The organism is Pseudomonas khavaziana (assembly GCF_036704165.1).
Classification (GTDB): domain Bacteria; phylum Pseudomonadota; class Gammaproteobacteria; order Pseudomonadales; family Pseudomonadaceae; genus Aquipseudomonas; species Aquipseudomonas khavaziana.
Genome location: NZ_CP129946.1, coordinates 1,629,525 through 1,642,538 on the forward strand (window position 1 = coordinate 1,629,525; position 13,014 = coordinate 1,642,538).

Sequence of the window (13,014 nt, forward strand, 5' to 3'; positions counted from 1 at the left end):
CAAGGGACTTCATATTTGTTAGCGAGGTTTCAACGGATGAGAATCCTCGGCATTCTATGCCTGCTACTTATACTCAATGGCTGCAGCTCCTTGCTGTTCTACCCCGAACCCGGCCTGCCGTTTACGCCGGAAAAAGCCCGCCTGCAATACCGCGACGTCACCATCACCACCGCCGACGGCATCAAGCTCCACGCCTGGTGGCTACCGGCCAAACCCGGTGTGCCGCTCAAGGGCACGGTGCTGCACCTGCACGGCAACGGCGGCAACCTGTCCTGGCACCTGGGTGGCAGTTGGTGGTTGCCCGAGCAAGGCTATCAAGTGCTGTTGCTGGACTATCGCGGCTATGGACTCTCGCAAGGCAAGCCGTCGTTGCCGGCGATCTACCAGGATATCGATGCCGCGTTCAGCTGGATCGACAAGGCGCCTCAGACCCAGGGTCAACCGCTGATTGTGTTGGGCCAAAGCCTGGGCGGCGCACTGGCGGTGCATTACCTGGCAGCCCATCCGGAGCGTCAAAGCCAACTCAAAGCCCTGGTGCTGGACGGTGTGCCGGCCAGTTATCGTGACGTAGGACAATTCGCCCTGAGCACTTCATGGTTAACCTGGCCGTTCCAGGTGCCCTTGTCCTGGTTGGTGCCCGATGCCGACAGTGCGATCAAAGCCATGCCCCAGTTGACCGGCGTGCCAAAACTGCTGTTTCACAGCCTGGATGACCCGATCGTGCCGGTGTCCAATGGGCTGCGCCTGTATCAAGCGGCCCCACCGCCAAGGGTGCTGCAACTGACCCGTGGCGGCCATGTGCAGACGTTTGCCGACAAGACCTGGCAGACGGTGATGTTGCGTTACCTGGAAGATCCACAGCATTTCAATGGCCTGCGTCGCCTGGGCGAAATCCCGAATTATCCAACCTCTAAAGTTGATCCATCAGAGAGCCCGCAATGAGTGAAGAACGCAACATGATCCCGCTGATCCTCACCGGTATCGGCACCATCATCGGCACCGTCGGCTGCCTGTGGTACTACGGTTACCTGCATTTCGCCAAGCCGGAGGATGCATTGCTGCTCAGCGACTTCACCATGCTCAAGACCTTGCCGGGTGAGGATTACAAAATATCCCTGACGCCCGCCGCGCAAGTGGCGCAGTGCGTGGACGGTGTGTTGGTGATGTTTGATACCGAACAGAAAGGCTTGAGCGGCGTACTGGTGAACAACAAGAAGCAGGCTGTTCGTTGCATGGGGCAGGAAACCCCACAGTTGCAACAATGAAGCGCCGCACTGCTGTTGTGGGAAAACTCCGTTATACAGGCCGATTAGTCATTTAAGGCTGCTGCGTTCCGCTACAGGCTGGAACCACTTTGGCGCGCTTGCCACAGATTGTGGACTGATTGGCTTGGCCGATCAGTTCCGCGTATTCATTAATCTGGAGCATGAAATTATGGGTGGTGTCAGTGGCGTACAGAGCGCAGGCAATCTGGGCAATCTGGGCAATCTGGGCAATCTGGGCAATTCGAGCTTAGACGTAAATCTTAAGCAACTCTCCGACGCGCAACTTGGAGATCTTGGGAGACAACTTGAATCCCAGCTTTCTCAAGCCAACCAAGGCGGACAGGGTGGAGGCGGTAGCCAGGGGTCTGGAGGTTCCCAGGGGGCTGCGGGCGGTGGCAGCGATGCGCTACTCGAACTACTGAGGCGAGTGGCTGAGGAGCTCAGTCAACGCGGTCTGGGTGGTGCGCAACGTGAAGATCAGATTCCGGCGGGCGGGGCCGGAAACCAGGGCCGAATCGACTACTGATCGACGGTTATCCGACAACCTGCCTGGTGATGGGCGGGTTGTCGTGCGTGCAGGGGGACGAAGCGTGTCGATAAGTCACTACTCCCTGGAGGCCAAGTCTGACGAAATTATCTGGAACCGTTTTGCGCGGATAGCCACAGAGGGCATATAACTTTTACGCGAAGCGGGGCCGGGAAGCAGTGATAGACATTCGTGCGATACGCAAAATGCTGGCCATGGTCAGGGCACATCAGGCATTGGAGCGGCAAAACGCGCAAGAGCAGGCGCGTAATAATTTGGGGGACAGTTTGACCGATACCTCCCGTAGCGGAGCAATGATAACGCCGTCAGATGAAGATACCGATCGCACGAGCAGATATTCCTGATCAAAAAAAACCCACCGTCAGGTGGGTTTTTCTATCCAGCATCAATCAGTAGGCAACGGAAGACCGTGGCTTGACCGGCTGGTTATCGTTGGAAATGGTGACTTCAACGCGACGGTTCATGGCACGGCCAGATACGCTGCCGTTATCTGCAACCGGGTATTCCTTGCCATAGCCCTGGGTCACGATGCGCGAGATGTCCACGCCTTGTTGAGCCAGTGCACGCTGCACGGAAGCAGCACGGCGCTCGGACAGGCTCTGGTTGTACGAGTCGGAACCTGTGCTGTCGGTGTAGCCTTCAACGATGACTTTACGGTCCGGGTTATCGCGCAGGAACTGCGCCAGCTTGGTGATGTTCACCAGGCCGCTGGATTTCAGGTCGGACTTGTTGGTAGCGAACAGCACGTCACCGAAAGTCACCAGGGTGCCACGGTCGGTCTGCTTGGCATTCAAGCTGTTTTGCAGTTGCTTGATCTGCGCATCGCGGGCGTCCAGCAGGGCGCGGGCGCGTTCGTCGCCGGCGTTTTTCAGCTTGGCTTCGTTCTCGCGCAGGGAGATGGTGTCCTTGGCGACTTCAACGCGCTGGTTGGTCAGGTAGGCGAGTTGGTCGACCTTCTTCTCGTCTTCCTTGTCGCGGTACGCCTTGTCAGCCTTGTCCAGCCATTCGCTGGCGTCTTTGGTTTCCAGGGCTGCCAGCTTGGTGGCTTGCGGGTTGGTTTGCAGGGCCGAGAAGTTGGTCCGTGCATTTTCCAGGTTCGCGTTCGGCGGGGTGGAGCACGCCGCCAAGGCAACGCTCATCGCCAGCAGGGCAGGGATCATCAGTTGTTTACGCATAGTCGTGTCGTCCTTTCAATTCGATATCAGGTGCGATGCAGTCAAGGGTCTGCGGCTTACTTCTGCTGGATAGCAGCCGGGCGCATGCCTTCCTTACGCAGCTCTTCAACAGCCTTCTGGGAATCCTTCACAGCCTGTTCAGCCTTGGCAGCCTGGGCTTTACGCTCAGCGACGCGAGCGTCCCACTCGGCCTGCTCAGCCAACATACGAGCCTTGTCGTAGTTCTTGTCGTGCATGGCCAGTTCAGCTTCCTTGAGCTTGTCCTGGGCCGCCTTCATTTCCACGGCAGCATACTCGGTGCCGCCGGCGCTCACGGCGCTGTTGACAGCCGATTGAGTCACGGCGTACTGCTCGGTTGGAGGATTGCCGGCGCAGCCCGCGAGAACGAAGCTGGTGCCGATTGCCAGCGCGGCCAATTTGAGCCCGCGCAGGTGGTTAAACGAGGATTTGGCAGTGCTGGTGTTCATCGTCTTCAACTCCATTGGATAACTCCTGAAAAACATCAAAATCCATCGTGGCGTATCGATTGCGGGCCCGGCGATAAAGCACATGACGCCAGTTTCAAACGACCGTTCCAAGTGATGGCTTACTGGCTGTGACCGGCGGCTTTTTTCAAAAGTTCAGAGAAGATGGCGATTTGCCTAAAAAAATATCTGACTGATCGGTCAGCGTTTAAACATGGAACTTTCAGTGCTCGCAGAGGTAGGCCGAGCCTCTAAGAGGCCCGGAATACTTAATTCAGATAGGCATTGCAGATGTTTATCAGTGCTTTTGTTCGTCGGCACTGGCTGACAGATCGTGCAGATAACGGCGCGACAGGGTCAGAAAACGCGGGGTAGGCCCGACGTCTTCATACAAAGGGTCGCCTTCCTCGTCGGTGGCAATCACCTGCTGACCCTTGATATAGGGGAAGCTGGCTTCCAGCTCTTCCAGGGCGGCACCGATCAGCTCGCCGAGCAATTCCTCGGTATGGCGCTTGGGGTACATCTCGGCAAGGGCAGCCAAGCGTGCAGCGGATTCCACATCCAGATGAATCGCGTATTCAGTCTGGGTCAGGCGACCCTTGGCGGTTTCTTCCCAGTGCTGGGGCAGTTCTCGAATCTTCATGGCAACCTCAATGAGCCTGCAATGGCAGGCGGTGATGAGTGACCAGCCGCCTGCGTGGATAACGTGGCGGCTCACTCTTGAGACTCGCTGTCAGCCACAAGGTTTAAAGTCGTTTGCGTTCGGCCTTGTCAGATACCGACGCGGGCGGCACTCTGGAACACCTGCGCGTCCCGGATTTCTGGCTGGAGATTGGCTGATGAGTGATATCGATGCACGCTTGCGTGAGGATGTTCACCTGCTGGGTGAGCTGTTGGGCAATACCATTCGAGAGCAGTACGGCGATGGTTTCCTCGATAAGATCGAGCAGATCCGCAAAGGCGCCAAGGCCGACCGCCGCGGCGCCGGCGACGAGTTGAGCACCCGTCTCAACCAGCTGCAGGAAGACGAACTGCTGCCCGTGGCCAGGGCCTTCAACCAGTTCCTCAACCTGGCCAACATTGCCGAGCAGTATCAGTTGATTCATCGACGCGACGAGTCGCAACCGGCGCCGTTCGAATCCCGGGTCTTGCCGGAGTTGCTGGCGCGCCTTAAAAGCGAAGGCCACAGTGATGAGTCCCTGGCCCGTCAGTTGGCGCGGTTGGAGATCGAGCTGGTACTGACCGCCCACCCCACCGAAGTGGCCCGCCGCACCCTGATCCAGAAATACGATGCAATCGCCGCGCAATTGGCCTTGCAGGATCACCGTGACCTTACCAGTGCCGAGCGCGAGCAGATCCGCACACGCCTGCAACGACTGATCGCTGAAGCCTGGCATACCGAAGAAATCCGTCGCATCCGGCCCACCCCCGTAGACGAAGCCAAATGGGGCTTTGCGGTCATCGAGCATTCGCTTTGGCACGCCATTCCCAATTACCTGCGCAAGGCTGACCAGGCCCTGTTTGCCGCTACCGGGCTGCGCCTGCCACTGGAGGCAGCGCCGATTCGCTTTGCGTCGTGGATGGGCGGTGACCGTGACGGCAACCCGAATGTCACCGCGCCGGTCACCCGTGAAGTGCTGTTGTTGGCACGCTGGATGGCGGCGGATCTGTATTTGCGTGACGTCGATCACCTGGCCTCCGAGTTGTCGATGCAGCAAGCCAGCCCGGCGTTGCAGGCCAAGGTTGGTGATAGCGTCGAGCCCTATCGCGCGTTGCTCAAGCAACTGCGTGAACGCCTGCGTGCCACCCGGCAGTGGGCCCACGCGTCGTTGACCGCCAGTACGCCGGCGCCTGCCGAAGTGTTGCAGGACAACCGTGACCTGCTGGACCCGCTGGAGTTGTGCTACCAGTCGCTGCATGAATGCGGCATGGGCGTGATTGCCGATGGCCCGCTGCTCGACTGCCTGCGACGCGCCGTGACCTTCGGCCTGTTCCTGGTGCGCCTGGATGTGCGCCAGGATTCCAGCCGCCACTCGGCGGCCATGACCGAGATCACTGACTACCTGGGCCTGGGGCGTTATGAGGACTGGGACGAAGATGCGCGCATCAGCTTCCTCACCCAGGAGCTGGCCAATCGTCGGCCGTTGTTGCCAGGCTATTTCAAACCGTCGGCGGACACCGCCGAAGTCTTGAATACCTGCAAGGAAATCGCAGCGGCTCCGGCGGCATCATTGGGTTCATACGTTATCTCCATGGCGGGCGCCGCGTCGGATGTGCTGGCGGTGCAGTTGCTGCTCAAAGAATCGGGCGTACAACGGCCGATGCGCGTGGTACCGCTGTTCGAAACCCTGGCCGACCTGGATAACGCCGGGCCCGTGATGGAGCGGCTGTTGCAACTGCCGGGCTATCGCGCACGGTTGCAGGGCCCGCAGGAAGTGATGATCGGCTACTCGGACTCGGCCAAGGACGCCGGCACTACCGCTGCGGCCTGGGCACAATATCGAGCGCAGGAGCGCCTGGTGGATATTTGCCGTGAGCAGCAAGTTGAGTTGCTGCTGTTCCACGGACGTGGCGGCACGGTCGGCCGTGGCGGCGGTCCGGCTCACGCGGCGATCCTGTCGCAGCCACCGGGCTCGGTGGCGGGGCGGTTCCGTACCACGGAACAAGGCGAGATGATTCGCTTCAAGTTCGGCCTGCCGGATATTGCCGAACAAAACCTCAATCTCTATCTGGCCGCCGTGCTGGAAGCGACCCTGTTGCCGCCGCCACCACCGCAGCCGGCCTGGCGTCATTTGATGGATGAACTGGCGGCCGACGGTGTCAGCGCTTACCGTGCCGTGGTACGGGAAAATCCGCAGTTCGTTGAATACTTCCGCCAGTCCACCCCAGAGCAGGAGCTGGGTCGTTTGCCCCTGGGCAGTCGTCCGGCCAAGCGCCGGGCCGGTGGTATTGAAAGCCTGCGTGCCATTCCGTGGATCTTCGGCTGGACCCAGACGCGCCTTATGCTGCCTGCCTGGCTCGGTTGGGAAGCAGCATTGAGCAAGGCGCTGGAACGGGGTGAAGGCCCGTTGCTGGAGCAGATGCGTGAGCAGTGGCCGTTCTTCCGAACGCGCATCGACATGCTGGAAATGGTGCTGGCCAAGGCGGATGCCGATATTGCCCGTCTTTATGACGAACGCTTGGTGCAGCCGGACTTGCTGCCATTGGGTGCGCACTTACGCGACCTATTGTCGCAGGCGTGTGGCGTGGTGCTTGGCCTGACCGGCCAGTCGCAGCTGCTGGCCCATAGCCCCGACACACTGGAGTTCATACGTCTGCGCAACACCTACCTTGACCCCTTGCACTTGTTACAGGCCGAGTTGCTGGCACGTTCGCGTCAACAGGAGGCGGCGCAAGACAGCCCTCTGGAACAGGCGCTGCTGGTGTCCGTCGCCGGTATTGCCGCCGGTTTGCGCAACACCGGTTGAGGTTTCTCGCGTGTTCTCAACGGCTTGCGGATAAACCCCGATGACCGCCCTGAAAAGGGCGGTCATCGTTTGAAGGAGCGGGTTGCGCTCAGGCACACCCCGTCGCTGACGCATGCCGGGCGCGGGTTTCTCCTACTTTTGGCGGCTTGTATGGTAAGGGCCTGCTGTGTATCTTGATCAGCCTTTGGCCGTTTGATCGGCCTGGAACCACATTTTTACGAGATTGGCCCCACGCGGCGAATCCGAGCGTCATCTCTATAAAAAATTGAGGAGCACATCGATGCGCGTCATTCTGCTGGGAGCTCCCGGGGCCGGTAAAGGTACTCAGGCAAAGTTCATCACTGAAAAATTCGGCATTCCACAAATCTCCACCGGCGACATGCTCCGTGCGGCCGTCAAGGCTGGCACCGAGCTGGGCCTGATCGCCAAGAGCGTGATGGACAGCGGTGGCCTGGTCTCCGATGACCTGATCATCAACCTGGTCAAGGAGCGCATCAGCCAGGACGATTGCAAGAACGGTTTCCTGTTCGACGGCTTCCCACGCACCATTCCCCAGGCTGAAGCGCTGGTGAAGGCGGGTGTTGAATTGGACGCCGTGGTCGAAATCGCGGTTGAAGATGAAGAAATCGTCCAGCGTATTGCCGGCCGCCGTGTCCACGAAGGCTCGGGCCGCGTTTACCACATCGTCTACAACCCGCCGAAAGTGGAAGGCAAGGACGATGTCACCGGCGAAGACCTGGTGCAGCGCAAAGACGATACCGAAGAAACCGTGCGTCATCGCCTGTCGGTCTACCACTCCCAGACCAAACCGCTGGTGGATTTCTACCAGAAGCTGTCCGCTGCCCAGGGCAAGCCGAAGTACAGCCATATCCCTGGCGTAGGTTCGGTAGAAGCCATCACCGCCAAGGTGTTGCAAGCGCTGAGCTGATTCAGCTATCCGCGTGTGTACAACGGCCCGCTTGCGGGCCGTTGTTGTTTATACTGGCGCACTTTTTTCCGACTTGGACACCTACACCGATGAGCACCCTGCTGGCCCTGGACACCGCGACTGAAGCTTGCTCCGTCGCCTTGCTGCACGATGGCAAGGTAACGAGCCACTACGAGGTGATCCCGCGCCTGCATGCGCAGAAGCTGTTGCCGATGATCAAGCAGTTACTTGAAGACGCCGGCACCACCCTGGCGTCTGTGGATGCCATCGCCTTCGGTCGTGGCCCCGGTGCCTTTACCGGTGTGCGTATTGCCATCGGCGTGGTGCAGGGCCTGGCCTTTGCATTGGAGCGTCCGGTATTGCCGGTGTCCAACCTCGCCGTGCTGGCCCAGCGCGCATTGCGTGAGCACGGCGCCACGCAAGTGGCGGCGGCGATTGATGCGCGCATGGATGAGGTCTATTGGGGTTGCTACCGCGAGACCGCCGGTGAAATGCGTCTGGTGGGTGTGGAAGCGGTACAGGCGCCGCAAGCGGTGACATTACCGAGTGATGCCAGTGGAGATTGGTTCGGTGCCGGCACGGGCTGGGGCTATGGCGAACGTATCAATGTGCAGTTGGCAGGACAGGATGCTGCAATGTTGCCCCATGCCGAAGATTTGCTGGCATTGGCACGGTTCGCATTCGAGCGCGGCGAGGCCATTGCGGCAGATCAGGCCGCACCGGTTTACCTGCGCGATAAAGTGGCGCAGACCAAGGCCGAACGCGGAATTATTTGACGTCAAGAATGTAGGCATTCGGTGGCAAATGTCGCCAATCGTCAGAATTTGCCGCAGTTTTTAAACCTTTTACGAATTATGTGTTCTAGTTATCACCAGAGCATTTGCGCACCACGGAAAGTGCCGCTAAATTGCCATCATTGATACCGAGTCTGCATGTATGCGTATAGACGGCTTTTCCTCACAGTCCTACCCACTCAAGCGTAAGCCGCGCAAGGCGAACGTGACGGTAGATGATTCGGTCGAGGATTCGCCGGACTTCATCGAAGTCCACTCTGAGTCACCCTCCCGCGCCCAAAGTGCTGCAGGTGTCCGTACCAGCGGCGTTCCCGCCCGTCAGCAAGACATGGTCTTCCCCCGCTCCATGAGCAAAAGCGTTGCCACCGCCTTGGCCAGTTACCTGACCACTGCCGGCTTTGTCGAATGGGATATGGAAGTGCTGGGTCTCGATATCCATATCTGATGGGGTTGCCTTACTACATCGGCTGCCCGTCCTGGAGTGAAAACGCCTGGCGCGAATACCTGTATCCCTTGGATGCTCGTTCCAGCGATTATCTCGGCCTGTACTCCCAAGTCTTCAACGCCGTTGAAGGCAATACCACATTTTATGCTCGCCCCTCGGCCGCCACTGTGCAGCGCTGGGCTGACATCATGCCCGATGACTTCCGCTTCACCGCCAAATTTCCCGGGGATATCAGCCATGCCGGCGACTTGCGTGAGCAATTGCCGGCGGCGATAAGTTTTGTCGGGCTAATGAGCCCTCTGGGGGCGCGCGTTTCGCCGCTGTGGCTGCAACTTTCCAAGGGTTTTACACCGCAACGCCTCGCTGAGCTGGCCGGGTTCCTTGATGGTATTGATCGTCCGCTGGCCGTGGAAGTCAGGCATGAGCAGTTCTTCGCCAAAGGCGACGCCGAACGCATGCTCAACCGCCTTTTACGTGACCGTGGCGTCGAGCGCATTTGCCTGGATCCCCGTGCCCTGTTCAGCTGCACCTCCACGTCGGCGGCGGTGCTGCATGCACAAGCAAAAAAGCCCAGGGTGCCACCGCGCCCGGCGGCGCTGACCCAGTTTCCCCAGGTGCGTTTTATCGGCCATCCGCAGCTTGAGGCCAACGATCCGTTCCTGATCCCATGGGTGGAAAAGATCGCCAGTTGGATCGAAGAGGGGCGTACGCCCTACATGTTCCTGCACACTTCGGATAATCGCCTCGCCGCGCAACTTGCCCTGCGCTTTCACGCCAAGCTGATGGCGCGCCTGCCCGGCTTGCCGCCGCTGCCCACCTTGCATCGAGCGCCCGAAGCGGAGCAACTGGGGTTACTCTAAGGCTCCTTTTCTCGCCAGGAGTCAGTCATGGATGCCCAAGCCCTACGCGCCGAAACCTTCAAGGCCCTGCATGAGCGTGACCGCGCGTTTGTGATGCCCAACCCCTGGGATGCCGGCTCCGCGATCATGCTCGCCAGCCTGGGCTTCGAGGCGCTGGCCACCACCAGCGCGGGTTATGCATTCAGCCTGGGGCGGCCGGATGCGGAGGGCGCCCTGACCCTCGAGGACACTCTGCTCAATGCTGCGATGATCGCCAACGCCACCACGCTGCCGGTCGCGGCGGACTTGGAAAACGGCTTCAGTGATACCCCCGAAGGCTGCGCCCAGACCATCCTGCGGGCGGCGGCCAGCGGGATTGTCGGTGGCTCCATCGAAGATGCCACGGGCATTGCCGTAGACCCGATCTATCCCTTTGATCTGGCTGTTGAGCGTGTGGAGGCCGCCGTCGCCGCCGCCCGCAGTTTGCCATTCCCCTTCACCCTGACCGCCCGCGCAGAAAATCTCCTGCATGGCCGCCTCGATCTGCCCGACACCCTTCGGCGCCTGCAGGCCTTTGCCGAAGCCGGCGCCGACGTGCTTTATGCCCCGGGCTTGCGCAGTGCCGAAGAGGTGCTGGCGGTGGTCAAGGCTGTGGCACCTAAACCCGTGAATGTGTTGATGTCCGGTGGCCTTAAGCTCAGCGTGGCACAGTTGAGCGCGATGGGCGTCAAGCGCATCAGCATCGGCTCGGCCATGGCGTTGGCGGCGTATGGCGAATTCTATCGCGCTGCGCGGGAAGTCCATGAACAGGGCACATTCACCTTTACCGAGCGTTCGATGTCTTATGCCCAGGCCACTCAATTTTTCAAGGGCTGAGCCGTGAGCTGGATAAAAGTGTCGGGTGCGTTGCTATTGCTGGCGTGCGCGTTCGCGCTGGGAGTTTGGCGTGGCTGGGTGCCGATGCCGGCTGAATGGAATCCCTGGGCGCCTTTGGATGTGCGCGCCAGCCCGAACCTGCTGACGCGCTACAAGCTTAGCCGTTTGCAGGATGACCCGGCGCTGTGTGATCAGGTGTTGAAAACCTCCGGCCTGCGGGTGAGTCGCCAGGCGGATACCGCGACCGATGCGGCGTGCCCCTTGCGCAATATCTTGCGGGTGCAGGGCGCTGACGTGGCCTTGAGCAGCAGCTTTCTCGCCAGTTGCCCGCTGGCCGTGGCGTTTGCCTTGTTCGAGCGTCACAGTCTGCAACCGGCGGCCCAGGCGATTTTTAGCCAGAGGGTGAGTCGCGTCGAGCATTTGGGCAGCTTTGCCTGTCGCAATGTCTACAACCGAGCCGAAGGGCGAATCAGTCAGCACGCTTCGGCCAATGCCCTGGACATCGCCGGTTTTCGCCTGGCGGATGGGCGCAGCATCAGCGTGCTCAAGGATTGGCCGGGGGAGGGTGACGGTGCGCGGTTCCTGCGCCAGGTACGCGATGGCGCTTGCGGCGATTTCAACGTGGTATTGAGCCCTGACTACAACGCGGCGCATCGCAACCACTTTCATCTGGATATGGGGCGGTGGTGGGTGTGTCGCTGAGGTTTAAGCGGCCAGGCGCAGGTTTTGGGTGACCAGCGGGCGTGCCCAGTAGTAGTCGAAATCCAAGGCCTTTTGCTGTTCCATGAGCTCTTCTTCAGGGTAAGGCGCAGCAGCCGGTGGCAACAGGTCCAGTTCGAACTCGGCAATCGGCAGGTGCAGGGGGCGTGGCTGCGGCGCCGGGCCTGGCGCTGGCAGCGGTTGGCCGGCGTTCAGGACAATCGGCCGTACCCAGCCACTGTCGAAATCCTGCAGGCGCTGTTGGGCGATGATTTCGTCTTCCGGGAACGGTGTCGCGGCCGGTGGCAGCAGTTCGGTTTCGAATTCGGCTATCGGCAGGAACAGCGGCTCGGGCGGCGCGATCTCGGTGTCTTTCACCTCGCACTCACGTTGGGTGAGGATCTGCGACAACAAGTCGGCGCCTTCACTGGGCTCAACCGCTGGGTCCAGCGGTGCTGGCGCCTTGGCGGCCAGCGCCTGCGGTGTTTCACCGAGCTGCTCGGCCAATGCCCGGGCGAAGAAGTCCTGCCACACATGACTCACCCCGGCCAGCGCTTGGGTATTGCGTAGGCCGTAATGGTTGTGGGTCGGCAGTACACCGATGGTTAGAGGAAGAATGTCTGACATTTTTCTCGGTCGTCGCTCAGCTCTGGCAAAATACCTGACTGTTGTTTTTATCGGCCGTTTTTGGCCGATCCTTAATATTTTCGAGCGTAGCGATTGATGAGCGAACAACCAGCGGCCAGCCGCATCCAGGTCGAGGCGTTGGCCGACAGTTTCCAGGCCCGCGCCGAGCAGTGGGCTACGCTGTTGGGTTTGCCCCTGCAGGTGGCGGATGCGGATTTTTCCCTGCAAGTCGGGGAGCAGGGCCTGCAACTGCAACAGCTTGGGCCTGATGCGCCGGGGCCCGTGCGGGTCGACTTTGTCGAGGGCGGGGCGGCGCACCGGCGTCTATATGGCGGTGGCAGCGGGCAGATGATCGCCAAGGCCGTGGGCATCGCCCAAGGCGTGCGGCCCCGGGTGCTGGACGCCACGGCTGGCTTGGGCAAGGACGCGTTCGTACTCGCCAGCCTGGGGTGCGAGATGAGCCTGATCGAGCGCCAGCCGTTGATCGGCGCCTTGCTCGAAGACGGCCTGGCACGGGCTGCGCAAGATGTTGAAGTGGCACCGATTGTGGCGCGCATGCAGCTGCTCAAGGGCAACTCCATCGACGTGATGCTTAATTGGGAAGGTGAGCCGCCGCAGGTGATCTACCTTGATCCGATGTTTCCGCACCGTGAGAAAACTGCCCTGGTGAAGAAGGAAATGCGCCTGTTCCGGCCGCTGGTAGGCGATGATCCGGATGCACCGGCGTTGCTCGCGGCTGCCCTGGCGCTGGCCAGCCACCGCGTGGTGGTCAAGCGCCCGCGCAAGGCGCCTTGCATTGACGGGCCGAAGCCGAGCCATGCATTGGACGGTAAATCCAGCCGTTATGACATCTATGCTAAAAAAGCCTTGAAACCCTGAAGCTGGCCG

15 protein-coding genes are annotated in these 13,014 nt (G+C 60.3%); 11 read left to right on the forward strand and 4 right to left on the reverse strand.

Going from position 1 to position 13,014, the window contains the following annotated elements:
- The first annotated feature begins 36 nt into the window (after positions 1-36).
- From QYQ93_RS07125 to QYQ93_RS07135, 3 genes are all read left to right on the forward strand, one after another.
- Positions 37-942 carry an alpha/beta hydrolase gene (locus QYQ93_RS07125; protein WP_043050918.1) on the forward strand — a complete coding sequence of 302 codons (906 nt, stop codon included), beginning with the start codon at positions 37-39 and terminating at the stop codon, positions 940-942.
- On the forward strand, positions 939-1,265 hold the full coding sequence (locus tag QYQ93_RS07130; protein WP_043050917.1) for a hypothetical protein: 327 nt from the start codon (positions 939-941) through the stop codon (positions 1,263-1,265). The genes QYQ93_RS07125 and QYQ93_RS07130 overlap by 4 nt, the downstream gene beginning before the upstream one ends.
- Before the next feature lie 124 nt (positions 1,266-1,389).
- Positions 1,390-1,791, forward strand: coding sequence for a hypothetical protein (locus QYQ93_RS07135; protein WP_124421687.1), 402 nt, complete (start codon positions 1,390-1,392; stop codon positions 1,789-1,791).
- Between the two features lie 410 nt (positions 1,792-2,201).
- Here QYQ93_RS07135 and QYQ93_RS07140 read toward each other — a convergent pair whose 3' ends face one another.
- The 3 genes from QYQ93_RS07140 to QYQ93_RS07150 form a co-directional block, all read right to left on the reverse strand.
- On the reverse strand, positions 2,202-2,987 hold the full coding sequence (locus QYQ93_RS07140; RefSeq protein ID WP_043050916.1) for an OmpA family protein: 786 nt from the start codon (positions 2,985-2,987) through the stop codon (positions 2,202-2,204).
- Positions 2,988-3,043: 56 nt separating this feature from the next.
- Positions 3,044-3,469, reverse strand: a complete 426-nt coding sequence (locus QYQ93_RS07145; protein WP_043050915.1) for a DUF4398 domain-containing protein — start codon at positions 3,467-3,469, stop codon at positions 3,044-3,046.
- Positions 3,470-3,749: 280 nt separating this feature from the next.
- Positions 3,750-4,094 carry a hypothetical protein gene (locus QYQ93_RS07150; protein WP_043050914.1) on the reverse strand — a complete coding sequence of 115 codons (345 nt, stop codon included), beginning with the start codon at positions 4,092-4,094 and terminating at the stop codon, positions 3,750-3,752.
- 196 nt (positions 4,095-4,290) lie between these two features.
- Here QYQ93_RS07150 and ppc point away from each other — a divergent pair, with 196 nt between their 5' ends.
- The 7 genes from ppc to QYQ93_RS07185 all read left to right on the forward strand — a co-directional run bounded on the left by ppc (position 4,291) and on the right by QYQ93_RS07185 (position 11,502).
- The gene (gene ppc, locus QYQ93_RS07155) at positions 4,291-6,918 is read left to right on the forward strand and encodes a phosphoenolpyruvate carboxylase (RefSeq protein ID WP_338476611.1); all 2,628 of its coding nucleotides are present in this window, start codon (positions 4,291-4,293) and stop codon (positions 6,916-6,918) included.
- Positions 6,919-7,198: 280 nt separating this feature from the next.
- A complete protein-coding gene (gene adk, locus QYQ93_RS07160) occupies positions 7,199-7,846 on the forward strand; it encodes an adenylate kinase (protein WP_032893225.1) in 648 nt (215 codons plus the stop codon).
- Between the two features lie 89 nt (positions 7,847-7,935).
- Entirely contained in the window at positions 7,936-8,622 is a 687-nt protein-coding gene (gene tsaB, locus QYQ93_RS07165; RefSeq protein WP_338476612.1) for a tRNA (adenosine(37)-N6)-threonylcarbamoyltransferase complex dimerization subunit type 1 TsaB, read from the forward strand.
- Between the two features lie 160 nt (positions 8,623-8,782).
- On the forward strand, positions 8,783-9,085 hold the full coding sequence (locus QYQ93_RS07170; protein WP_043050911.1) for a hypothetical protein: 303 nt from the start codon (positions 8,783-8,785) through the stop codon (positions 9,083-9,085).
- Complete coding sequence (locus QYQ93_RS07175; RefSeq protein WP_043050910.1) at positions 9,085-9,945, forward strand: DUF72 domain-containing protein; 861 nt, start codon at positions 9,085-9,087, stop codon at positions 9,943-9,945. Before QYQ93_RS07170 ends, QYQ93_RS07175 begins: the two co-directional genes overlap by 1 nt.
- A 27-nt stretch (positions 9,946-9,972) precedes the next feature.
- On the forward strand, positions 9,973-10,800 hold the full coding sequence (locus QYQ93_RS07180; protein WP_338476613.1) for an isocitrate lyase/phosphoenolpyruvate mutase family protein: 828 nt from the start codon (positions 9,973-9,975) through the stop codon (positions 10,798-10,800).
- A 3-nt stretch (positions 10,801-10,803) separates the two neighbouring features.
- The gene (locus QYQ93_RS07185; RefSeq protein ID WP_043050908.1) at positions 10,804-11,502 is read left to right on the forward strand and encodes an extensin family protein; all 699 of its coding nucleotides are present in this window, start codon (positions 10,804-10,806) and stop codon (positions 11,500-11,502) included.
- A 3-nt stretch (positions 11,503-11,505) separates the two neighbouring features.
- On the opposite strand, the gene QYQ93_RS07190 is transcribed toward QYQ93_RS07185, so the two are convergent.
- Positions 11,506-12,126, reverse strand: a complete 621-nt coding sequence (locus tag QYQ93_RS07190; RefSeq protein WP_043050907.1) for a hypothetical protein — start codon at positions 12,124-12,126, stop codon at positions 11,506-11,508.
- Positions 12,127-12,222: 96 nt separating this feature from the next.
- Here QYQ93_RS07190 and QYQ93_RS07195 point away from each other — a divergent pair, with 96 nt between their 5' ends.
- On the forward strand, positions 12,223-13,005 hold the full coding sequence (locus QYQ93_RS07195) for a class I SAM-dependent methyltransferase (protein WP_338476614.1): 783 nt from the start codon (positions 12,223-12,225) through the stop codon (positions 13,003-13,005).
- The last annotated feature ends 9 nt before the right edge of the window (positions 13,006-13,014 follow it).